Origin of the sequence: Streptomyces sp. sk2.1 (genome assembly GCF_008120935.1) — a bacterium.
GTDB lineage: Bacteria > Actinomycetota > Actinomycetes > Streptomycetales > Streptomycetaceae > Streptomyces.
In genome coordinates, this window is sequence record NZ_RDBO01000077.1 from 1,753,818 (window position 1) to 1,775,850 (window position 22,033).

Here is a 22,033-nt window from a genome sequence, read left to right on the forward strand (position 1 = left end):
GCTCCGACACGTTCTGCTTGGCCATGGGTGCGTACCTTTCCGCGCTTCGGCTTCCGGACTCCGCATCCATCAACCCATGGCACGCGTGGTTACGCCTCCCAGACGCCGGCCCCCGCCGTACCCGTCGTACCGGAGCCGGGGACCGCGTCCGCCTCCCGTCCCGCGATCGGCCATGTGGGCGACCGGCCGCCCACCTACGACGCCGAGCCCACGGCCCTGCCCGCCGCCACCGCCGAGGAGCTGGACGGCCTCGTCGCCGACACCGTGCTCGACGGCGCCCGCTACGGCACGTACACCCTGCGCGCCGCGTCCGTGCGCGGGGACTCGGCGCGGTTCCGGGGCGAGCCCCGCCGCGACGCGCTGCTCACCGCGCGCTTCGGCGACGACGAGGAGGCGCTGCTCCTGGTCGCCGTGGCCACCGGGGCCCGTGCCACCCGGTCGGCGCACCTGGCGGCGGCCGATGCCTGTCGCTGGATCGGCGAGGCCGTCGGCCGCAGCCACGTCCGGCTCGCCGATGACATAAGGGCGGGACGGCGCGGAGACCTCAAGTCCGGCCTGAACCGCCTCACCGACCGCACTTACGGCAAGCTGCGCGCCCGCGCCGCGGAACAGGGGCTGGAGCCGCCGGAGTACACGGCGGGACTGCGCTGCCTCCTGCTGCCCGCGGACCCCGACTGCCGCACCAGGGTCTTCTTCGGCCTCGGCGGCGGCGGACTCTTCCGGCTGCGCGACGGCGCCTGGCAGGACCTCGAACCGCTGGTGGCCGCGGCCGGTGACGACCCGCCCGCCGAACCGTTTCGCTTCCGGGCCTCGGTGGCCCGGCCGGGGGACGCCCTGCTGCTGTGCAGCGCGGGTCTCGCCGAACCGATGCGTGGCGAACCGGCCCTGGCCGGGGAGCTCGCCGGGCGCTGGGCCCGCGGCGGGGCACCCGGGCTCGTGCCCTTCCTCGCCGACACCCAGCTCCGGGTGAAGGGGTACTCCGACGACCGCACGGGGGCCGGCGTCTGGGAGGCGTAACCACGCGTGCCATGGGTTGATGGATGCGGAGTCCGGAAGCCGAAGCGCGGAAAGGTACGCACCCATGGCCAAGCAGAACGTGTCGGAGCAGTTCGTCGACATCCTCGTCCGGGCGGGTGTCAAGCGCATGTACGGCGTCGTCGGCGACAGCCTCAACCCGGTCGTCGACGCCATCCGGCGCCATCGCGGCATCGACTGGATCCAGGTGCGGCACGAGGAGACGGCCGCCTTCGCCGCCGGTGCGGAGGCCCAGGTCACCGGCGCGCTGGCGGCCTGCGCCGGATCGTGCGGCCCGGGCAACCTGCACCTGATCAACGGCCTCTACGACGCCCACCGCTCCATGGCACCCGTGCTCGCCCTCGCCTCGCACATCCCGTCGGGCGAGATCGGCCTCGGCTACTTCCAGGAAACCCATCCGGAGCTGCTCTTCCAGGAGTGCAGCCACTACAACGAGATGATTTCCAACCCGGAGCAGATGCCGAGGCTGCTCCAGACGGCCATCCAGCACGCGATCGGCCGGGGCGGGGTCAGCGTCGTCACGATGCCGGGCGACATCGCGGCCCGCCCCGCCCCGGAGAAGTCGATCGAGCACGCCCTGGTCACCTCCAGGCCCACGGTGCGGCCCGGGGACGAGGAGATCGAGAAGCTGCGCCGGATGGTCGACGGGGCGAAACGCGTGACCCTGTTCTGCGGCAGCGGCACGGCCGGCGCCCACGCCGAGGTGATGGAGTTCGCCGAACGGGTGAAGGCCCCGGTCGGGCACGCGCTGCGCGGCAAGGAATGGATCCAGTACGACAACCCGTACGACGTCGGCATGAGCGGGCTGCTCGGCTACGGCGCGGCGTACGAGGCGACCCACGAGTGCGACCTCCTCATCCTGCTCGGCACCGACTTCCCGTACAACGCCTTCCTCCCGTCCGACGTGAAGATCGTCCAGGTGGACGTGCGCCCCGAGCACCTCGGCCGCCGTTCCAAGCTGGACCTGGCGGTCTGGGGCGACGTCCGGGAGACGCTGCGCTGTCTGACCCCGCAGGTGAGGGCCAGGTCCGACCGCAAGTTCCTCGACCGGATGCTGAAGAAGCACGCCGACGCGCTGGAGGGCGTGGTCAAGGCGTACACCCGCAAGGTCGAGAAGCACGTCCCGATCCACCCGGAGTACGTCGCCTCGGTGCTGGACGAACTGGCCGACGACGACGCCGTGTTCACCGTGGACACCGGCATGTGCAACGTCTGGGCGGCCCGCTACCTCTCGCCCAACGGCAGGCGCCGCGTGATCGGTTCGTTCAGCCACGGGTCGATGGCCAACGCGCTGCCGCAGGCCATCGGCGCCCAGTTCACCGACCGGGACCGGCAGGTCGTGTCGATGTCCGGCGACGGCGGATTCACCATGCTGATGGGCGACTTCCTGACCCTGGTGCAGTACGACCTGCCGGTGAAGGTGGTGCTGTTCAACAACTCCTCCCTCGGCATGGTCGAGCTGGAGATGCTGGTCGCGGGCCTGCCGTCGTTCGGCACGGCCAACCGGAACCCGGACTTCGCGGCGGTCGCGCGGGCCGCCGGGGCGTACGGGGTGCGGGTGGAGAAGCCCAAACAGCTCGAAGGGGCCCTCAAGGACGCCTTCCGGCACAAGGGCCCGGCACTCGTCGACGTCGTCACCGACCCCAACGCCCTCTCCATCCCGCCGAAGATCAGCGCGGAGATGGTGACCGGCTTCGCGCTCTCCGCCAGCAAGATCGTGCTGGACGGCGGGGTGGGCCGCATGGTCCAGATGGCCCGCTCCAACCTGCGGAACGTGCCCCGCCCCTGAGGGGTCCCGCGGGCACGGGGCGGAACCGTGCCGTCCCCCGCCTCCCCGCCCCGTGCCGCACCGGCCGGGGCGGCCCGCGCAGTTGTTGATCAACCGACCCCGTGCGCACCCTTGGCGACCTCAAAGCAATGTGACATATTACTGACGTGCTCACGAGACACTCTCTGGATGTCGTCATCGTCGGCGCCGGAGTCGTCGGCGCCGCCTGTGCCCATTACATCGCCCGGTCCGGACTCTCCGTGGCCGTCGTCGACCGCGGACCCGTGGCCGGCGGCACCACCGGGGCCGGCGAGGGGAACCTGCTGGTCTCCGACAAGGTGCCGGGACCCGAGCTGGAACTGGCGCTGCTCTCCGCCTCCCTGTGGCAGGAGCTGGCCGCCGAACTGCCCCCGGGCATCGAGTACGAGAGCAAGGGCGGCGTGGTCGTGGCGGCCTCCGAGGGCTCCCTGACCGCGCTGTCCGCGACGGCCGACGGCCAGCGGACGGCCGGTGTCGAGGCGCACCACGTCCCGGCCGACCGGCTCCACGACCTGGAGCCCCACCTCGCGCCGGACCTGGCGGGCGGCTGCCACTACCCGCAGGACGCACAGGTCCAACCGGCTCTTGCCGCGGCGGAGTTGCTGCGGTCGGCGGTCCGGGCCGGGGCGCGCCTGCACCCGGGGGAGGAGGTGGTGGACATCCTGCGGGACCGCTCGGGGGCGGTGCGCGGCGTGCGTACCTCGCTGGGCGAGCTGCACGCCCCCGTCGTGGTCAACGCGGCCGGGACCTGGGGCGGCGAGCTGGCCGCGCTGGCCGGGGTGAACCTCCCGGTCCTCCCGCGCCGGGGATTCGTCCTCGTCACCGAACCGCTGCCCCGGCTGATCCGTCACAAGGTCTACGCGGCGGAGTACGTGGCCGACGTGTCGAGCGGGTCGGCGGCCCTGCAGACCTCGCCGGTGGTGGAGGGCACCCCGGCGGGCCCGGTGCTCATCGGGGCCAGCCGCGAGCGGGTCGGCTTCGACCGGACGCTGTCGGTTCCGGTGGTCGCCCGGCTGGCGGCCGGGGCCACCGCCCTCTTCCCCCTGCTGGCGGACGTACGGGTGCTGCGCGCCTACCACGGGTTCCGCCCCTACCTGCCCGACCACCTGCCCGCGATCGGCCCCGACTCCCGGGTGCCCGGCCTCTTCCACGCCTGCGGGCACGAGGGCGCGGGCATCGGGCTGGCGCCGGTGACCGGACGGCTGATCGCCGACGCGATCCGGGGCGAGCGTCCCGCGCTCGACCTCGAACCGTTCGCGCCCGACCGGTTCGACGCCCCGGACCGTGCCGCATGACGGCGCGGAACGGAACCCGCCCGCCCAGGACCGGACCCCAGGAGAGGACCCCGTGAGACACACCCGCGCACGCACCCCGGCCGAACTCGTCGGAGCCGAACCCGGCCCGGAGTTCCGGATCACCTTCGACGGCCGCCCGATCGGCGCACTGCCGGGTCAGAGCGTCGCCGCCGCACTCTGGGCGGCGGGCATCATGACCTGGCGCACCACCCGGGTCAACGGCAGCCCCAGGGGGGCCTTCTGCGGCATCGGCGCCTGCTACGACTGCCTGGCCACCATCAACGGCCGGCCCAACCAGCGTGCCTGCCTGGTCCCCGCCCGGCCGGACGACGTCATCACCACGCAGGAGGGGAACGGGCATGCCGCACTCGACGGCTGAGGGCCGCCCGCGCGACACCGGTCGCGCCGAACTCGCCGTGGTGGGCGCGGGACCCGCCGGTCTGGCCGCGGCCGTCACCGCGGCCGACCACGGACTCGACGTCGTCCTGCTGGACGCCGCCGCCGCGCCCGGCGGGCAGTACTACCGCAACCCGGCCGACGGCCTCGGCGCCGCCCGGCCCCAGGTCCTGCACCACAACTGGTCCGCCTTCACCGATCTGTCCGCACGGCTGGCCGCGCACCGGGACACCGGCGCGATCCGGCACCTGACCAGTCATCAGGTATGGACGGTCGAACGGACCGCCGACGACGACTGGACCCTGCACGCGGTCGTCGGGACCGACGAGGCGGACCGCACCGCGGTGCGGGCCCGCCGGCTGCTGCTGGCGACCGGCGCCCATGAACGCCAGCTCCCCTTCCCCGGCTGGACGCTCCCGGGCGTCGTGAGCGCGGCGGGGGCCCAGGCCATGCTCAAGTCCGGCCTGGTGCTGCCGGGGCGCCGGATCGTGGTCGCCGGGAGCGGACCGCTCCTCCAGGCGGTCGCCGCCTCGCTGACCAAGGCCGGCGCGCGTGTCCCGGCCCTGGTCGAGGCCGCCGGCTACGGGGCGTACGCGCGCTCCCCCCAGGTGCTGGCCGTCAACCCCGCCAAGGCGGTGGAGGCGGTCCGGTTCGGCACGGCGCTGATGCGCGCCGGGGTCAGGGTGCTGAGCCACCGCGCGGTCACCGAGGTGCACGGCGACGGACGGGTGGAGGCCGTGACCGTCAGCCGGGTGGACCACCGCTGGCGCCCCGTCGCGGGGACCGGCCGCCGCATCGAGTGCGACGCGCTCGCCGTGGGGCACGGCCTCGTGCCCCAGCTCGAACTCGCCGTGGCGACCGGCTGCGAAACGCGTCCGGGCACCGACGGCACGCACGCGGTCGTCCTCGACGAGCAGCTCAGGACGACCGTCCCCGGCATCTGGGCGGCCGGCGAGACCGGCGGCGTGGGCGGAGTCGAACTCGCCCTGTGCGAAGGCGAGTTGGCGGCAATCTCGATCGTCCGCGAGGCACGGGGCGGCTCTCCGGAGGGGGTGGGGGGCGGCGTGGCCGCGCTGCGCCGCACCCGGCGCCGGCTGCGGGCCTTCGCCGACCTGATGGGGGCCGTGCACCGCCCGGGGGACGGCTGGCACGAGTGGCTGGCCGACGACACGGAGGTCTGCCGCTGCGAGGAGGTCCCCGCGGGCCGGATCCGCACGGCGTGCGAGGAGCTCGGTGCCCGCGACTCCAGGACCGTCAAACTCTTCACCCGCGCCGGGATGGGCTGGTGCCAGGGCCGGACGTGCGGATTCGCCGTCCGGGACCTCGCCGCCGCGCACGGCGGCGGACCGGCACCGGCCGGAGCCGACCGGCGCCCGCTGGCCTGCCCGGTGAAGCTGTCCGCCCTCGCCGACCTGTCCGACCCCCGGTAGAGCGCGAAGCCGCTCACCCCGTTCCTTCCGCACCCCCGGCGGCCGGGCACGACCTGCCGCCCGCAGCACCGTGTTCCCGCAGTACCACGTCATGTCGCCCCCGCGACAGGCCACACATCCAAGGAGCCAGCATGCCGACGAACAACCCCACGCGCACCCGCCCCTGGCAGGGCATCATGGTCGCCACCCCCCTTCCCCTGCGGGACGACCGCACCATCGACTACGACGCCTACGCGAAGCACGTGCAGGACCTCATCGAGGCGGGCTGCGACGGCGTGGTGCCCAACGGGTCGCTGGGCGAGTACCAGACCCTCACCGACGAGGAACGCACCCGGATGGTCCAGGTCGCCGTCGAGGCGGCCGGGGACGGCGACCGCGTCATGCCGGGCGTCGCCGCCTACGGCAGCGCCGAGTCGCGGCGCTGGGCGGAGCAGGCCGCCGAGGCGGGAGCCGGGTCCGTGCTGCTCCTGCCGCCCAACGGGTACCGCTGCGACGAGGCGGGCGTGCGCGCCCACTACGCCGAGGTGGCCGAGGTCGGTGTCCCGATCGTCGCGTACAACAACCCGTACGACACCAAGGTGGACCTGAGCCCCGCCCTGCTCGCCGAGCTCCACAACGAGGGCAGCATCGTGGCCGTCAAGGAGTTCACCGGCGACGTCCGCAGGGCGTACGAGATCGCCGAGCGGGCCCCCGGCCTCGACATCCTGGTGGGCGCCGACGACGTACTGCTGGAGCTCGGCGTCGCCGGTGCCGCCGGGTGGATCGCCGGCAGCCCGAACATGCTGCCGTCCTGCTGCGTGGACCTGTACCGGGCCGCCGTGAGCGGCGACCTGGAGACCGCCCTGCCGCTCTACCGGGAGCTGCACCCGTTGCTGAGGTGGGACTCCAAGCCGGAGTTCGTCCAGGCCATCAAGCTGTCCATGGACGTCGCCGGACGCCACGGCGGCCCGACCCGCCCGCCGCGCAACCCGCTGTCCGCCGACGACGCGGCCGCCGTGCGCGCCGTCACGGAGAAGGTCCTCGCCGGGGGCCTGCGCTGAGATCCTGCCGGGTGGCCTTCCCGACGTAGGCCGCCCGACAGTCGCCGAGAGGCGGCGGCCGGCGTTCGTTCCGCCGGTCGCCGCCCCGTCCCACCCGTGACGAACCAGGAGGAGCCTTGCAGACACGTCACATCTTCCACGCCGTCGACTCGCACACCGAGGGCATGCCGACCCGGGTGATCACCGGCGGCGTCGGCACCATCCCCGGCGACACGATGGCCGAACGGCGCAGCTACTTCGAGAAGCACCGGGACGCCGTACGCACCCTGCTCATGTACGAACCGCGCGGCCACGCCGCGATGAGCGGCGCGATCCTCCAGCCGCCCACCCGGCCGGACGCGGACTACGGGGTCCTCTACATCGAGGTCTCCGGCTACCTGCCGATGTGCGGGCACGGCACCATCGGAGTGGCGACCGTGCTGGTGGAGACCGGGATGGTGGAGGTCACCGAACCCGTCACCACCGTGCGGCTGGACACCCCCGCCGGACTCGTCAAGGTCGACGTGCGGGTGAAGGACGGCGCGGCCACCGCCGTGACGCTCACCAACGTGCCCGCGTTCAGCGTCGCGCTCGACCGGACGGCGGACGTGCCCGGCTACGGGACCCTGCGCTACGACCTCGCCTACGGCGGCAACTTCTACGCGATGGTGGACCTGGACGACCTCGGGCTGCCCTTCGACCGGGCGCGCAAGGACGACATCCTGGCCGCCGGACTCGCCCTGATGAAGACGGTCAACGCCACCGACGAGCCCGTCCACCCCGAGGCCCCGCACATCCACGGGCTCAAGCACGTGCAGTTCGTCGCCCCCGGCTCCGACGCGCGCCACTCCCGGCACGCGATGGCCATCCACCCCGGCTGGTTCGACCGCTCGCCCTGCGGCACCGGCACCTCCGCGCGCATGGCCCAGCTGCACGCACGCGGCGAACTCGCCCTGGACACCGACTTCGTGAACGAGTCGTTCATCGGCACCTCGTTCACCGGCCGGCTCGTCGAGGAGACCACCGTGGGCGGGCTGCCGGCCGTCGTCCCCACCGTCACCGGGCGCGCCTGGATCACCGGGACCGCACAATACTTCCTGAACCCGACCGACCCCTTCCCCGAAGGATTCCTGCTGTGACTATCCCCCTGCTCGGCGCCGACGTCATCGAGGCCCTGGGGCCGACCGGAGCCGTGGACGCCCTGGAAGCGGTGCTGCGCGGGGGGCTGGACCCGGAGACGGCCCCGGCCCGGCACCATCTCGCCGTACCCGGCGGGGAGCTGCTGCTCATGCCGGCCACCACCCGCCGGGTGACCGGGGTGAAGATCGCCGGGGTCGCCCCGGACAATCCGGCGGCCGGCCTGCCCCGGATCACCGGGAGCTACCTGCTGCTCGACGCCCCCACCCTGCTGCCGCTCGCCCTGCTGGACGGGGCCGCGCTCACCACGCTGCGCACCCCGGCCGTGTCCGCGCTCGCGATCCGGTACCTCACCGGACCGGTCGTGCGCCATCTGGTGCTCTTCGGCACGGGCCCCCAGGCCTACGGGCACCTCGAAGCGGTGCTCGCGGAGCGCCGGGTGGAACGGGTCACCGTGGTCGGCCGCACCCCGCACCGGACCGACGAGCTGGTCGGGCACGCCCGCCGGCTCGGCGCGGACGCCCACGCGGGGAAGCCGGACGGGTCGGCGGTCGCCACGGCCGACCTGGTGCTCTGCTGCACCACCTCCGCCACCCCGCTGTTCGACGGCACCCTCGTGCCGGACGGGGCGACGGTCGTCGCGGTCGGCTCGCACACCGCCGACGCCCGTGAGGTCGACACCGCTCTGGTGTCCCGTTCCCGGGTGGTCGTCGAATCGCGGGCGGCGGCCCTGTCGGAACCGGGCGATCTGCTGATCCCGATCGCCGAAGGGGCCTTCCGGGCCCAGGACATCGCCGGTAACCTCGCCGAGCTGGTGACCGGACGGTGCGACAGCGAGGTGTCGGACGGCACCGGACGGCCCCGGTTCTTCAAGAGCGTCGGAGCGGGGTGGGAGGACCTCGCCGTCGCCGAGGCGGTGCACCGCGCCTCGACGCCCTGACCACGCCTTCCACGGCTCCGGGACGAAGGTCTCCGTGGAACGTGACATTGTATTCTGGGGCCCCGCACGGTGCTGGAGGAACAGATTATGGCCCGCCTGACGACGCTCAACGCCCTCTCCGCGCAGGAGCACTTGCGCGATCAGGTGGCGAACGCCCTCCGGGCGGCGCTGATAGCCGGGGAGCTCCGCCCGGGCGTGGTCTACTCCGCTCCCGCGCTCGCCGCCGAATTCGGGGTGTCCGCCACCCCGGTCCGCGAGGCCATGCTCGACCTGGCGCGCGAGGGCCTGGTCGAGGCCGTCCGCAACAAGGGCTTCCGGGTCACCGAGCTGACCGAGCAGGACCTCGACGACTTCACCGAGATCCGGGCCATGATCGAGGTGCCCACCATCGGCCGCATCGCCGCGATGGGCCTCGTCGAGGAGCTCGAAGCGCTCCGGCCGCTGGCGCGGGCGATCGTCGACGCCGCCGCCGAGCAGGACATCATCGGCTATCTGGAGGCCGACCGCCGCTTCCACCTCGAACTGCTCGGCCTGGCGGGCAACCGCCGGCTGGTGGAGGAGGTCGGCAACCTGCGCAAGCGTTCCCGGCTCTTCGGGCTGAACAGGCTCGCCGAGACGGGGAAGCTGGTCCAGTCGGCCGAGGAGCACGTGCAGTTGCTCGACCTCTTGGCCGCCGGTGACGTGCAGGGGGCCGAGAGCTGCATGCTGGCCCACATGTCGCACGTCAGGTCGCTGTGGGCCGAGGAACGGGCCGACGGCGCGGACGACGCGGCGGCCCCGGGCGGTACCGCCGAGCAGGGCTGACCCACCGGCCCCGGGCGGTACCGCCGAGCAGGACCGACCCGCCGGCCCCGTCGGCGGACGCCCCGCACGGGCGTCCGCCGACGGGGCCCGCCGGGATCAGCCCTCCAGCAGGGCGCCCATCCACTCCTCGATCCCGTCGGCGGTCCGCGGCAGCGCCGACGACATGAGACGGGCGCCGTCGTCCGTGATCACGAGGTCGTCCTCGATCCGCACCCCGATGCCGCGCAGCGCCCCGGGCAGCGTCTCGTCGTCGGGCTGGAGGTACAGCCCCGGCTCCACGGTCAGCACCTGACCGGCCTCCAGCCGCCCGTCCAGATACGTGTGGGCACGCGCCTGCGCGCAGTCGTGCAGGTCCATGCCGAGCATGTGGCCGCTGCTGCAGAGCGTGTACCGGCGGTAGAGACCGTTGTCCGGGTGGAGCGCCTCCTCGGCGGACACCGACAGCACCCCCCAGTCGTGCAGCCCCTCGGCGATGACCCGCATGGCCGCCAGATGGAAGTCGCGGAAGCGGGCCCCCGGGCGCAGGGCGGCGATGCCCGCCTCCTGCGCGGCCAGCACCAGTTCGTACACGCTGCGCTGCACGGGGGAGAACCGGCCGGACAGCGGCAGGGTGCGGGTGATGTCGGCGGTGTAGAGGGTGTCGGTCTCCACGCCCGCGTCCAGCAGCAGCAGCCGGTCGCGGTCCAGCGGGCCGTCGTTGCGGATCCAGTGCAGGACGCAGGCGTGCGCCCCGGCGGCGGCGATCGTGGAGTAGCCCGGCCCGTTCCCCTCCAGCCGGGCCCGCAGATCGAAGACGCCCTCGATCCAGCGCTCCCCGCGCGGGTGCCGCAGCGCCTGCGGCAGGCTCCGTACCACGTCCTCGAACCCCGTCACCGTCGCGTCCACGGCGTGCTGCAACTGCTCGGTCTCCCAGGGGTCCTTGACGAGCCGCAGCTCGCTGAGCACCGCTTCGAGACCGGCGGGCAACGGGCGCGTCGAGTGCAGGACGCGGCGGGAGCGCAGGAGTTCGTCGACGGACGGGTCCACACCGCCCAGCACCCGCACCGGGGGCTGCGGGCCGGTGAGCAGCTTCTCCCAGGCGTCCAGGTCCGCGCAGCGGATGCCGGTGAGCCGGGCCGCCTCCTCCAGGTCGGGCCTGCGGCCGACCCAGAACTCCCCGTACCTGCGGTCGCGGTAGAACTCGTGACCGGTGCGCGGCGACCGGGGACGCAGATACAGCACCGCTTCGTGCCGTTCGTCGCCGTCGGGTTCCAGGACGAGGACGTGGCCGGCCTGGTCCTCGCCGGTGAGGCCGGTGAGCCAGGCGTAGCCGGTGTGGGGCCGGAAGCGGTGGTCGGTGTCGTTGGAGCGGACCGCGAGCGCGCCCGCCGGGATGATCAGGCGCTCGCCGGGGAAGCGGGCGGCCAGCCGGGCGCGGCGGGCGGGGGTGGCGTCGATGGGAGGGACGCGGAGGTCCGCCGGCAGCGGGGACTCGGCCCACCCGGTGCCCATGAAGGCGTCCAGGGCGGGGGACACCGGCAGATCGTGGCTGCCGGTGCGGGGCGTAACGGGGGAACGGGACACGGGCATTGCTCCTCGGGGCTCTGAAGGACCGGGGGCGGAGCCGGGATTCCGGCTCTCCGGGAACGCGGTGGTGTGGTCACGCGATGGTCAAAACCAGTGATGGCAGCCGGTTTTTCGGGCCGCGTGCCACACCCCGCACCACGACGAGAAGTTGTCGCGCAAATGAATGTGTGCGGGAGGGGTTCCAAAGAACATGTGACATGTGCCATTGTACAGCCCGCAAGGGAACGGAAGCCGTGCTCATGTCACGCATGAGTGCAGTTCAGACCCTGTCCGGCGCCGGTCCCTTGCATTCCCCCACAGCCGCGCCCTGGTGCGCGGTCATCACTCCACATGGAGGCGGCACGTGAGGAACCCGAGGGTTCGTTCAAAAATAACCGTATTGCCCACTGCGGTCCTGGCAGCTTGCCTGGGCGTGGGCCTGTTCACGGCACCGAGCCAGGCCGTCGAGCAGCGTTCCGCCGTATCGACCGTGAGTTCCACCTTCTCCTCGGCCATCGCCCAGAAGAAGGCGGAAGCCCCGACCGAGGACTCCGGTGGCCCCACCGCCGAGTCGCTCACGGCCCCCGCCGCCGATGCCGGTCACGTCCAGCGCCAGAAGCTCGAGGCCGGCGACCAGCCTCCGCTGTCCGCGTCCAAGGACGCGCTCAAGCGGGACTACGACGACCAGAAAGCCGCGGCCCCGAGCCACAAGGCGCCTTCCATGAAGGCCCAGAAGCGCGGAGCCAAGAAGCTCGGCGCGGCCGCTGCCGAGTGCAACACCACCGATTTCACCAACAACACCGGCAGCGCCCTGGTCGAGAAGGTCAAGGCGGCCACCACCGACTGCGTCAACACGCTCTTCAAGCTGCAGGGCCAGGACGGCTACAACGCCTTCCGCGAGGACCAGATGGTCACCATCGCCAACGCGATGCGTGACGCCTCGGCCGCCTACCCGGGTGACGCCAGCACCGGCATGCCGCAGATGATCCTCTTCCTCCGGGCCGGCTACTACGTCCAGTACTACGACCCCGACACCGTCGGGGAGTACGGGCCGCGCCTGGTGACGGCCATCCAGGGCGCGCTCGATGGATTCTTCGGCTCCTCGCACGCCTTCGACGTCACCGACGAGAACGGCGAGAGCCTGTCCGAGGCGATCATCCTGGTCGACAGCGCCGAGCAGAACGCCCGCTACCTGAACATCGTCAAGAAGATGCTGGCCGCCTACGACGAGTCGTACAACGACTTGTGGCACATGCGCAACGCCGTGAACAGCGTGTACACGGTGATGTTCCGCGGCCACCAGGTGCCGGAGTTCATCACCGCCATCGAGGCCGACCCGAGCGTCCTGACCTCGCTGCGCGACTTCGCCGCGAACCACATCGACCTGCTGGGCACCGAGAACTCCTTCCTCGCCGCCAACGCGGGTCTCGAGCTCGGCCGGTTCCTCAAGGAGGACTCGCTGCGCGACAAGGCGAGCCCGCTGGTGCTCGACCTGATGAACAAGAGCTCCATCGACGGCCCCACCGCCGCGCTCTGGATCAACCTGGCGAAGATGGTCGACGCCTACGACAAGGACAACTGCTCGAAGTACGACGCCTGCAACCTCGCGGAGCGTCTTGAGAAGGCCGTCCTGCCGGTGAAGCACACCTGCAGCGACAGCATCACCATCCGGGCGCAGGACATGAAGGCCGAGGAGCTCGAGGCCAGCTGTACCAGCCTGCTCAACCAGGACGCCTACTTCCACGAGGTGGCCCGGGACAACGGCGCGGTCGCCGATGACAACAACAAGACCATCGAGGTCGTCGCCTTCGACTCCAGCGCCGACTACCAGACCTACGCCGGTGTGATCTTCGGTATCGACACCAACAACGGTGGCATGTACCTGGAGGGCGACCCCAAGGTCGAGGGCAACCAGCCCCGCTTCATCGCCTACGAGGCCGAGTGGGCCCGTCCGGACTTCCAGATCTGGAACCTCAACCACGAGTACACGCACTACCTCGACGGCCGCTACAACATGTACGGCGACTTCGCCGCCGGCATGACCACGCCGACCGTCTGGTGGGTCGAGGGCTTCGCGGAGTTCGTCTCCTACTCCTACCGCAAGCTCAACTACGACGCCGCCATCGCCCAGGCCGCGAACCGCACCTACCCCCTGAGCACCCTGTTCGACACCACCTACGAGAACGCCGACCAGACCCGCGTCTACAACTGGGGCTACCTGGCCGTCCGTTACATGCTCGAGTCGCACCGCGGTGACGTCGACACCCTGCTCGGCCTCTACCGCAAGGGCGACTGGGAAGGCGCCCGCACCCTGCTCAAGTCGACCATCGGCAGCCGCTACGACGCCGACTGGAACACCTGGCTGGAGGCCTGCGCGGCCGGTGCCTGCGGCGGCGGTTCCACCAACCCGCCCGGTGAGATCACCGAGTGCAAGGACGAGCACGTCCAGATGCTGGGCAAGAACTGCTCGCGCAGCAACCTGAAGGCCGTCAAGGACGACTACTCCTACCTGGCCGTCCTCATCCCGAACGGCACCGCCCAGCTGAAGATCACCTCGACCGGTGGCACGGGCGACGCCGACCTCTACTACAGCGACAAGGAGTGGGCGACCACCAAGGTCAACACCGACAAGTCGGTCGGGGCGGGCAACGAGCACACCCTGACCATCAACAACCCGGCCCCCGGCTACCACTACATCAGCCTCTTCGGCACCGAGGCGTTCGACGGAGCCAAGGTCACCACCGAGTTCTGATCCTCAGAACCCCCATGGTATCGGCCGGCCGAGCGGTGTTCCGCTCGGCCGGCCGGTGCCGTCCCCCGGGCCGTGTCCGCCGGACACGGCCCGGGGGCTCACGACAGCCGCAGCGTGCCGGGCGTCGCGTCGTCCGCCAGGATCCCCACGATCAGGTCGAAGAGCGTCGGCCCCCGTCCGGCCAGGGCCTCGTCGAGCCGCTCGCGCATCGCGGGCCGGTTGGTGGGATGCGCCCGCTCCAGGCTCCGCCGCAGCTGACGGGCCGTCTCCTCGTGGCCCAGGGCCCGTGCGGAGAGCGCGTGGTCGCGCCACTCGAAGACGAAGTCGCCGTCGTCCGGGGTGCCCATCCCGCCGCCCAGGCAGTCCGCGAGGGCGTCGAGGTTGCGGCCGAAGTACCCGCCGGGGCCGTTCACGGCCTCGCCGATCACTTCCCAGAAGCGTTCCAGGCCGGTGACCCGGGAGCCGTCGATCACATAGGTCACGGTCATGGGAGGGAGCGTACAAGCGCGAACCGGGCGGCGGACGCCGACCGCGGCCGGGCGGGCCGCGGTGCCGGGTCCTCGATCCGCGCCGCAGGTGGGGGACTGCGGCGCGGACCGGTCCGGGGGGCCGGGCCTCAGCAGCCCGGGTCGATCAGGTCGAAGGTGGCGTAGTGGTCGCTGGTGTAGTAGTCCTCCTGCGCCCGCTCGCCCGTGACGATGCGCCGCGCGCCGCGGGTCGGGGAGCCGGGGGTGATGACCGTGTACTCGTGGTAGTAGCCGGTGCTGTGGCTGGGCAGGACGCCTTCACGGTTCTGGAAGACGGTGCCGTCCTGGGAGTAGGGGAACGGGCCGCCCGCCTCGATCAGATCGAGGGTGTCGTGGGCCTGGGAGGGCAGGTCCGAGTAGCAGATGCTGCCGACCGAGTCGGTGGCGGCGGTCGCGGTCGCGGTGACCGGGCCGCCGATCAGGAGAGCGGACAGGAGGGCGGCTGCGCCACCGAGCGTGGTGATCCGTGGGGGGATTCGCATGACCACCATGATGACGCGCGTAGATGTGGTCGCGTCAACGCCAACCGATGTGAATTTTTTGGAAGTTAACCCGAAAGGCTTACATGTGACTTCCGTATGTCCTGCGGGCCTCGGGCGTGTTTCCTGCCGCTGTTCACTTATTGATGAATCGACAAGAGTGGCGGCCCGTCGGCGGGGCATGCATCCCGTGAACGTCTTCCGCGGAAGTTCGACGACCATCCGGAAACGGGGAAGCGGACGGACGGGACGAGGGACCGGAACGACGACCAGGGGGCGATCCACTGTGTGGGCGGGGGACATGATGAAACACCGGGGAGACACCGATTCCATGGAGGACGAGGCCTTGCGCGGGCCGGGGACGCAGGGGCCGCAGCCGGTCCGGCTGTGTCGCAGGGTGGCCCGCGCCGATCTGGCGGCCGTCGGCGAAGTGCGCGGCGCGTTACGGGAGTTCCTGCGTTACCGGTGGCCGGGTGAACCGGCCGAGGTGGCGGAGTTGCTGCTGAGCGAGCTGGTGACCAACGCACTGATCCACACCGGGCACGGTGCGGTCGTCACGGCGAGCGTGGCCCCCGCGAAACTGCGGGTGGAAGTAAGGGACTTCGTGTCCGAACTGCCCCTGTCGTACGTGCCGGACGCCGACGACGACACGCACGGACGGGGACTGATCCTGGTGCGGAGCCTCGCGGATGCCTGGGGGGTGAGCACACGGACGCCGGGCAAGGTGGTCTGGTTCGAACTGGACGGCGAAGGGCCCTGACACACCGTCGATGACGATGCGTCAGGGCCCGGGACGGCCGGTCCGCCGGCCTGAGGGCTGCCCGGCCGTCCCGGGCAGCCCCCGGAAGAACCGCGGGGCTTCAGCCGAACTGCTGCTCCAGGTCCTTCAGTTTCCGTTCCAGCGAGTCGAGCCGGGGCAGTGCCTGGGTGTCGTCCTCGGCGGTGAGGTCGACGGCGGCCGGATCAACCGGGTCCCGGTCCGGAGTACCGGGACCCGGACCCGTCACGGCTTGCAGGGATGGCCGGGGGCGCAGGGGCAGTTGTCCCGGCTCGGATATGGCGGGCTCCACGACGGCCTGTGCGGTGCCCGTCGCGGGGGCGATGGCCTGGACGTCCACGGGAGCGGCCCGGCCCACCCGGTGCCAGGCCCGGTTCTGCCGGTTCAGCGCCTTGATGTGGGCCCGGTCCAGCTTCTCCTGGTCCTTCCGGCGGAGACGGTTCTGCTCCTTCTCCCGCCGGTCCTCACGCACCTCGTCGACCGCCTCGTCCAGGGTGCGCACGCCCTCCAGGAGCATCAGCGACCAGGCGCAGAAGGTCTCCCGGGGGGCGCGCAGCCACCGCACGATCCGGATCTGCGGCAACGGGCGGGGCACCAGGCCCTGCTCGCGCAGCGCGGCCCGGCGGGTCTGCTTCAGCGCCCGGTCGAAGAGCACGGCCGCCGAGAGCGACATCCCGGCGAAGAAGTGCGGCGCGCCCGCGTGGTCGATCCCGCGGGGCGCGTGCACCCAGTTGAACCAGGCGGCGGCGCCGGCGAACGTCCACACGAGCAGACGCGAGCCGAGAGCCGCGTCACCGTGGCTGGCCTCGCGCACCGCGAGTACGGAACAGAACATGGCGGCCCCGTCCAGGCCGAACGGGACGAGGTACTCCCAGCCCCCGGAGAGGCCGAGGTTCTGCTCGCCGAAGCCGACGAGCCCGTGGAAGGAGAGTGCGGCGGCCACCGCCGCACAGCAGAACAGCAGGACGTACGAGGCGGTGGCGTACAGGGCTTCCTTGCGTCTGCGGCGCTCCTCGCTGCGTTCCCAGCTGTCGTCGGCCGCGGACGTGTCAGCGGCGCGCTTGCCGCGTGCGACCACCGCCACCGCCGCCAGCACTCCCACGAGCAGCACGGCGCCCGGAAGCAGCCAATTCAGCGATATGTCGGTCAGTCTCATGCGCGGTCCCTCGTGTCGCGTAGGGCATTTCGGGCGACATGATTGCCGAAACCCCCTCGCGCACAGGAGGGTTTCGGGGCAAGAGAACGCCAATGGGTCGGCGGGACGCGCGGATAACCGGGATCTGCTCGAATGCCCGTATGCGGCAGCCGAGTCGCGTTCGAATCACGTGACCCGTACGGGCGGTGTCACTCAGCGGGCGGCCGCGAGCTTGCGGACCCGGTCGGTGTCGCAGGTGCGCGGGCAGGTGACGCAGGTGTCCTCGGGACGCAGGGTGTAGAAGAGGCAGCAGCTCGCCCGGTCGCGGGTGGGCAGCGGCTCGCCGTCCGGTCCGGTCAGTTCGCGGAACCCGGCCGAGCCGACGTACGGCTTCGTGGTGCCCGGCAGCAGCGCCTCCAGCTCGGCCATCGCCCGGCGCTCCTCGCCGAGCAGATGGGCGATGTACCAGAGGCCCTCGACGATCTCGTCCGTCGCCATTCCCCACAGTGCCCGCCTGCCGCGCCGCATCCGGGGACCGAAGCCGTCGAGCACCGGACCGATGTGGTCGGCCACGGCCGTCAGCACCTCGGCACGCAGCGCGGCCTCGTCGGGCACCACGCGGGCGCCCGGCAGCGCGGCGGCCGGATCGTCCGGAAGGCAGGCGAACTCCCGCACCCGCACGGTCAGATGGCCCAGCGCCCGCTGGAACGCCACGTCCTGGACGGGAATCCGGGGCACCCGCCGGTGCAGGAACCACGGCACCGTCACCAGCAGGCAGGCGGGCCAGGCGTAGCGGTGCAGCCCGAAGCTGGCGACCACGTCGGGACGGGGCTGCTGCCCGTAGTCCCGCAGCACCTGCGCGTGGTCCCAGGCGAGGAAGGCGTCGAGCGCCGCGCCCCCCGCCGCGAGCTCCTGCGCGCCGACCCAGCCCGCACCGCCGGGCGCGGTCTCGTCGTCCGTCAGCACCTGTGCGCGCAGCCCGGGGAAGACCTCGGCCAGACGCGTGTACGCGCCGGTCACGGCGGACCCGGTGGCGTGGGGGAGCAGGGCGGGGAGTGTCATGCAGGACCACCGAATCACGACCGTTTGCAGGTAAGCCTTACCTTACCCGAACGGATCGATGTTTGAACTGCGACGTCCTGCGCCTATCGTGCACAAGGGGCATGGTGCACGCGACTCGTGCCCGTGGCAGGTCGAGGAGGTCCAGTGGAGCAGGGCGGAGCGCGTGACCGGGTGAGGCCACCGGGCGGGGCCGTCGTGCCCGCGCCCGCGCCGGCGGTCGCGCGGGTGCCCGACCAGGTCCGCGGCGAGCACACCCACGGCGAACCGCCCGCCCCGCGGGCCGCGGTGCGCCGGCACTCGGTGCGCGGCCAGGTCCTGGACGCGCTGCGCATCGCCCTGGTCGACGGCCGGCTGGCCCCCGGGCAGGTCTACTCGGCCCCGGCCCTCGGAGCCCGCTTCGGGGTCTCCGCGACCCCGGTGCGCGAGGCGATGCAGCAACTGGTCATCGAGGGCGCCGTCGAGGTCGTGCCCAACCGCGGCTTCCGGGTGTCCGAACGCGGCCCGCGCGAACTGGCCGAGCTGGCCGAGGTGCGGGCCCTGATCGAGGTGCCCGTGATGCTGCGGCTGGCCCGTACCGTCCCGCCCGGCAGCTGGTGCGCCCTGCGCCCGCTGGCCGACGCCACGGTGGCCGCCGCGGCCGTGGGCGACCGGGCCGGCTACGCCGAGTCCGACCGGGCCTTCCACGGCGCGGTCCTCGGCCTGTGCGGGAACGAGCAGCTGGTGATGGTCGCCGACGACCTGCACCGCCGTTCCCAGTGGCCCCTGGTGAGCAATCCCGTCACCCGCCGCGCCGACCTGCTCGCCGACGCCGCCGAGCACACCGCCCTGCTCGACGCGCTGATCGCCCAGGACCTGATCGTCGTGCAGTCGCTCGTCCGCGAGCACTTCACCGGCGCGGAGATCTGAACCGGAGATCCGGACCGGGGGTCCGGATCTCCGCGGAGCCCCGAACGGGAGCCCCGGCGCCGGACGTCCCGGGACCGGGGCCTCCCGTTCAGTTCGCCTCGGCCGTCCGCGGCTCGGGCGGGTCCAGGTACGGGGCCAGCCAGGTCGGTACGCCGCCGAGCAGCCGGAAGAGGCGGCCCGCCTCGGCGCGCAGCCGGGTCGCGGCCTCCGGCTCCGGCTCCGCGTCCGCCAGCGCGATGAGGGCCGGGGCCGTACCGACCAGGTAGCCCAGCTCCTCCCTTATCCGCAGGCACTCCGCGAAACCGTGCCGGGCCTCCGCCAGCTCGCCCTCGCGCAGGGCGAGCAGGGCGAGCTGACGCCAGGTCGAGGAGAGCAGCAGCGCGTCGCCCCGGGCCGCGGCCCCGGCGTGGGCCCTGCGGTACGCGGCGCGCGCGGCCTGCGGCGAGTCGGCGATGTTCTGCGCGATCAGGCCCCGGCGGTAGTCCAGCACCGGGCGGCCCGGCGCGGACGGGGCGAGCAGGGCCGCGGCGCGGCTCAGGGCGACACTGGCCTCGTCGGCCCGGTCCCGAACCCCCAGGAGTGTCGACGCGTAGGCCAGATGGCCGCGTTCGCAGGCCGCCGCGCCACGTTCCTCGTCGTCGTGGGCCAGGGCCTCGGCGGTGCGCAGGGCGTCCTCGGCGTCGGTCCAGCCCTGCCCGGTGTAGAGGCACCGCTCGATCAGCAGGGCGGTCCGCTGGAGCGCCGCCCCGGGGTCGGTGGCGGCGTCGTGCTCGAGCAGGGCTGCGGCGTCCGTCCAGCAGGCGCGTGACCGCAGCCGCCATACCGCTGTCTGGAGCGGCGGATCGTCATCGGCTGTCGTTCCGGAACCAGACATGGCGGTATGCGCCACATTGCCCTCCCCGAGCGCGCCATCGAGCTGTTGGGTCTGGGCGGAATCTCAGCACGGATCGGCACGCCCGGCCAAGGGGTCGGGTCAATGTCAGGTGAAAAATTTCACAAACCCTCGCGCTCCCCAGGACCCTTGGCGGGCCCGGGAATTCAGCTCATACGCAGGGCCAGGAAGAAATCGAGCTTGTCCTCCAGGCGCGAAAGGTCACGTCCCGTCAACTGCTCGATTCGCCCGACGCGGTAGCGCAGCGTGTTGACGTGGAGGTGGAGCCGGGACGCGCAGCGGGTCCACGAACCGTCGCAGTCCAAGAACGCCTCCAGCGTCGGGATCAGCTCCGCGCGGTGCCGCCGGTCGTAGTCGCGCAGCGGGTCGAGCAGCCGTGCGGTGAACGCGCGACGCACGTCGTCGGGCACGAACGGCAGCAGCAGCACGTGCGAGGCCAGCTCGTGGTGCCCGGCCGCGCAGACCCGGCCCTCGCGGGCCGCCGCCACCCGGCGGGCGTGCCTGGCCTCCTCCAGGGCGCCGCGCAGCCCCTCGGGGGAGTGCACGGGCGCGCTGACCCCCAGGGTCAGCCGGCCGTCGTCGGCGAGGCCCGCCGAGAGCGGCTCGCGGACGGTGTCGAGCAGCGCGTCGGCGTGCAGCGCCACCAGCTCGTCCGCGGGGGCCCCGGCCTCCGGACCGTCGTCCCGGACGGGTGCGGCCACGGCGGGCAGCGGTACGAGGGCGACGGCCTCCTCGCCCGTGTGGGCGACCGCGATCCGGTCCGTCGAGTCGGGCCCGGCGACCGCCGGATCGACGAGGATCTCCTCCAGCAGCGCCTGGGCGACCGGGCCGCCCGCCACGGTGTCCGCCGCGCCGGGGGCCGGATCGTCCGCCCCGCCCCACTCGACCCGCGCCACCACGACCTGCCAGTGCGGGGCGGTGCCGAGCCCCGGCAGCAGCACCGGGGCCGCGACCCGCAGCCGGGCGGCGATCTCGGCCGGCGGGGCGCCCGTCTGGACCAGCTCCAGGACCTCCTGGGCGAGCCTGCGGCGCACCGTGCGGGCCGCGTCGCGCCGGTCCCGTTCGACGGCGATCAGCTGGGTGACGCCCTGGAGCAGGTCCAGCCGGGCGGCCGGCCAGTCGCCCGCGTCCGCCTCCACCGCGAGCAGCCAGTCCGAGAGCACCGACTCGCGCACGTCCCGGGAGGCGGGCAGGGCACCCCGGCCGGTGTTCCGGATCGGGAAGAGCGAATACGTGGTGCCCCCGACCACGGCCCGGTGCGGGGCGCGGCGACCGGTGCGGACGGCGGCCAGGTGGTGCCCGGCGAGCGTCGCGCCGACCGGGCCGGGCAGCGGCGTCCCACCGGCGCCCGCGACCTGCCGGCCGGTGGGGGAGAGCACCCAGGCCCGCAGGTCGAGGTCGGAACCGAGCAGATCGAGGACCACCTCGGGACCGCCGCCCGCCGGGCCCGAGGTCATCAGCCTGCGGTGCCGGTCCACGACCGCGGCCAGGTCGCCCGCCCGCTCGCCGGACACCTGGCGCACCACGTGCTCGGTGATCGTTGCGAACGCGACGGTCTCATGGACGGCGAAGAGCGGCAGCCGGTGCCGCGCGCACGCCTCCACCAGGTCGTCGGGGATGTCGCCCAGCTCAGCCTCGCCCGCCGCGAGCCCGGTGACCCCGGCACCTGCCAGAATCCGTACGAACGGCTCCGAGTCCGAGGCGTCCCGGCGCCAGGCCAGGCCCGTGAGCACCAGCTCGCCGCCCGACAGGTAGCGGCTGGGGTCCCGCAGGTCGGTGGTCATCACGCCGCGGACGGACCGGTCCAGCTCGTCCTCGCCGCCGAGCAGCCGCAGGCCCAGCGCGTCGGTCTCCAGCAGTGCGCGCAGCCGCATCTCGTCGCCGCCGATCTCTTTCGTTGGTGCGGGTGAAAACTGGGTATTGCGGTGAGGTCACCGATCCCCGCCATTCGTTCGAATCTACAAGACGAGGCGTTCGACCGGCCAACTCCTTCATGGTTTCGGTGACTGCACCGGGTGGAGCACGGCTTGTGTACTGGGTCACACATTGCGTCAACAACATGGATGACCAGTCGAGGGCCGGCCGTACCCCAGC

19 protein-coding genes are annotated in these 22,033 nt (G+C 72.6%); 12 read left to right on the forward strand and 7 right to left on the reverse strand.

The genetic code is table 11. The features are described 5' to 3' along the window. The 9 genes from EAO76_RS46855 to EAO76_RS34990 form a co-directional block, all read left to right on the forward strand. A partial coding sequence (locus EAO76_RS46855; protein WP_262375951.1) for a protein phosphatase 2C domain-containing protein occupies positions 1–1,017 on the forward strand: 1,017 nt, incomplete at its 5' end. Between the two features lie 64 nt (positions 1,018–1,081). Further along, entirely contained in the window at positions 1,082–2,824 is a 1,743-nt protein-coding gene (locus EAO76_RS34955) for a pyruvate dehydrogenase (RefSeq protein ID WP_148840092.1), read from the forward strand. Positions 2,825–2,970: 146 nt separating this feature from the next. Further along, entirely contained in the window at positions 2,971–4,137 is a 1,167-nt protein-coding gene (locus tag EAO76_RS34960; protein ID WP_148840093.1) for an FAD-binding oxidoreductase, read from the forward strand. 52 nt (positions 4,138–4,189) lie between these two features. Next, positions 4,190–4,516: a (2Fe-2S)-binding protein gene (locus EAO76_RS34965; protein ID WP_148840094.1), complete on the forward strand. Its 327-nt coding sequence runs from the start codon at positions 4,190–4,192 to the stop codon at positions 4,514–4,516. Next, the gene (locus EAO76_RS34970) at positions 4,497–5,963 is read left to right on the forward strand and encodes an NAD(P)/FAD-dependent oxidoreductase (RefSeq protein ID WP_148840095.1); all 1,467 of its coding nucleotides are present in this window, start codon (positions 4,497–4,499) and stop codon (positions 5,961–5,963) included. The genes EAO76_RS34965 and EAO76_RS34970 overlap by 20 nt, the downstream gene beginning before the upstream one ends. Before the next feature lie 131 nt (positions 5,964–6,094). Further along, the gene (locus EAO76_RS34975; RefSeq protein ID WP_148840096.1) at positions 6,095–7,003 is read left to right on the forward strand and encodes a dihydrodipicolinate synthase family protein; all 909 of its coding nucleotides are present in this window, start codon (positions 6,095–6,097) and stop codon (positions 7,001–7,003) included. Between the two features lie 116 nt (positions 7,004–7,119). Continuing rightward, positions 7,120–8,121 carry a proline racemase family protein gene (locus EAO76_RS34980; RefSeq protein WP_148840097.1) on the forward strand — a complete coding sequence of 334 codons (1,002 nt, stop codon included), beginning with the start codon at positions 7,120–7,122 and terminating at the stop codon, positions 8,119–8,121. Continuing rightward, complete coding sequence (locus EAO76_RS34985; RefSeq protein WP_262375952.1) at positions 8,118–9,059, forward strand: ornithine cyclodeaminase family protein; 942 nt, start codon at positions 8,118–8,120, stop codon at positions 9,057–9,059. Before EAO76_RS34980 ends, EAO76_RS34985 begins: the two co-directional genes overlap by 4 nt. An 87-nt stretch (positions 9,060–9,146) precedes the next feature. Continuing rightward, positions 9,147–9,863, forward strand: coding sequence for a GntR family transcriptional regulator (locus tag EAO76_RS34990; protein ID WP_148840098.1), 717 nt, complete (start codon positions 9,147–9,149; stop codon positions 9,861–9,863). Between the two features lie 96 nt (positions 9,864–9,959). Here EAO76_RS34990 and EAO76_RS34995 read toward each other — a convergent pair whose 3' ends face one another. Beyond that, positions 9,960–11,432 carry an aminopeptidase P family protein gene (locus EAO76_RS34995; protein WP_148840099.1) on the reverse strand — a complete coding sequence of 491 codons (1,473 nt, stop codon included), beginning with the start codon at positions 11,430–11,432 and terminating at the stop codon, positions 9,960–9,962. A 340-nt stretch (positions 11,433–11,772) separates the two neighbouring features. On the opposite strand from EAO76_RS34995, the gene EAO76_RS35000 reads away from it, so the two are divergent. After that, entirely contained in the window at positions 11,773–14,160 is a 2,388-nt protein-coding gene (locus EAO76_RS35000) for a M9 family metallopeptidase (RefSeq protein ID WP_148840100.1), read from the forward strand. A gap of 98 nt (positions 14,161–14,258) precedes the next feature. On the opposite strand, the gene EAO76_RS35005 is transcribed toward EAO76_RS35000, so the two are convergent. Next, on the reverse strand, positions 14,259–14,648 hold the full coding sequence (locus EAO76_RS35005; RefSeq protein WP_148840101.1) for a barstar family protein: 390 nt from the start codon (positions 14,646–14,648) through the stop codon (positions 14,259–14,261). A 128-nt stretch (positions 14,649–14,776) separates the two neighbouring features. Beyond that, positions 14,777–15,169, reverse strand: coding sequence for a ribonuclease domain-containing protein (locus tag EAO76_RS35010; RefSeq protein ID WP_148840102.1), 393 nt, complete (start codon positions 15,167–15,169; stop codon positions 14,777–14,779). Positions 15,170–15,563: 394 nt separating this feature from the next. Here EAO76_RS35010 and EAO76_RS35015 point away from each other — a divergent pair, with 394 nt between their 5' ends. Beyond that, on the forward strand, positions 15,564–15,926 hold the full coding sequence (locus tag EAO76_RS35015) for an ATP-binding protein (RefSeq protein WP_148840484.1): 363 nt from the start codon (positions 15,564–15,566) through the stop codon (positions 15,924–15,926). A gap of 100 nt (positions 15,927–16,026) precedes the next feature. Here the strand turns inward: EAO76_RS35015 and EAO76_RS35020 are convergent, their stop codons facing one another. Both EAO76_RS35020 and EAO76_RS35025 read right to left on the reverse strand, forming a co-directional pair. Further along, on the reverse strand, positions 16,027–17,100 hold the full coding sequence (locus tag EAO76_RS35020; RefSeq protein WP_148840103.1) for a DUF2637 domain-containing protein: 1,074 nt from the start codon (positions 17,098–17,100) through the stop codon (positions 16,027–16,029). A gap of 192 nt (positions 17,101–17,292) precedes the next feature. Then, entirely contained in the window at positions 17,293–18,141 is an 849-nt protein-coding gene (locus EAO76_RS35025) for a (2Fe-2S)-binding protein (protein ID WP_148840104.1), read from the reverse strand. Positions 18,142–18,285: 144 nt separating this feature from the next. On the opposite strand from EAO76_RS35025, the gene EAO76_RS35030 reads away from it, so the two are divergent. Next, positions 18,286–19,047, forward strand: a complete 762-nt coding sequence (locus EAO76_RS35030; protein ID WP_148840105.1) for a GntR family transcriptional regulator — start codon at positions 18,286–18,288, stop codon at positions 19,045–19,047. A gap of 88 nt (positions 19,048–19,135) precedes the next feature. Here EAO76_RS35030 and EAO76_RS35035 read toward each other — a convergent pair whose 3' ends face one another. After that, positions 19,136–19,921 (reverse strand): hypothetical protein, encoded by a 786-nt coding sequence (locus EAO76_RS35035; protein WP_148840106.1) that lies wholly within the window; start codon positions 19,919–19,921, stop codon positions 19,136–19,138. Between the two features lie 164 nt (positions 19,922–20,085). After that, positions 20,086–21,813 carry a PucR family transcriptional regulator ligand-binding domain-containing protein gene (locus tag EAO76_RS35040; RefSeq protein WP_148840107.1) on the reverse strand — a complete coding sequence of 576 codons (1,728 nt, stop codon included), beginning with the start codon at positions 21,811–21,813 and terminating at the stop codon, positions 20,086–20,088. Positions 21,814–22,033: the final 220 nt, after the last annotated feature.

What these genes read in the sequence shown, in the direction of transcription:
- EAO76_RS34995 (WP_148840099.1), bottom strand. Translation starts at nt 11,432, where the DNA reads ATGCCCGTGTCCCGTTCCCCCGTTACGCCCCGCACCGGCAGCCACGAT.
- EAO76_RS34990 (WP_148840098.1), top strand. Translation starts at nt 9,147, where the DNA reads ATGGCCCGCCTGACGACGCTCAACGCCCTCTCCGCGCAGGAGCACTTG.
- EAO76_RS34975 (WP_148840096.1), top strand. Translation starts at nt 6,095, where the DNA reads ATGCCGACGAACAACCCCACGCGCACCCGCCCCTGGCAGGGCATCATG.
- EAO76_RS35010 (WP_148840102.1), bottom strand. Translation starts at nt 15,169, where the DNA reads ATGCGAATCCCCCCACGGATCACCACGCTCGGTGGCGCAGCCGCCCTC.
- EAO76_RS35005 (WP_148840101.1), bottom strand. Translation starts at nt 14,648, where the DNA reads ATGACCGTGACCTATGTGATCGACGGCTCCCGGGTCACCGGCCTGGAA.
- EAO76_RS35040 (WP_148840107.1), bottom strand. Translation starts at nt 21,813, where the DNA reads ATGCGGCTGCGCGCACTGCTGGAGACCGACGCGCTGGGCCTGCGGCTG.
- EAO76_RS35035 (WP_148840106.1), bottom strand. Translation starts at nt 19,921, where the DNA reads ATGTCTGGTTCCGGAACGACAGCCGATGACGATCCGCCGCTCCAGACA.
- EAO76_RS34955 (WP_148840092.1), top strand. Translation starts at nt 1,082, where the DNA reads ATGGCCAAGCAGAACGTGTCGGAGCAGTTCGTCGACATCCTCGTCCGG.
- EAO76_RS35025 (WP_148840104.1), bottom strand. Translation starts at nt 18,141, where the DNA reads ATGACACTCCCCGCCCTGCTCCCCCACGCCACCGGGTCCGCCGTGACC.
- EAO76_RS35020 (WP_148840103.1), bottom strand. Translation starts at nt 17,100, where the DNA reads ATGAGACTGACCGACATATCGCTGAATTGGCTGCTTCCGGGCGCCGTG.
- EAO76_RS34970 (WP_148840095.1), top strand. Translation starts at nt 4,497, where the DNA reads ATGCCGCACTCGACGGCTGAGGGCCGCCCGCGCGACACCGGTCGCGCC.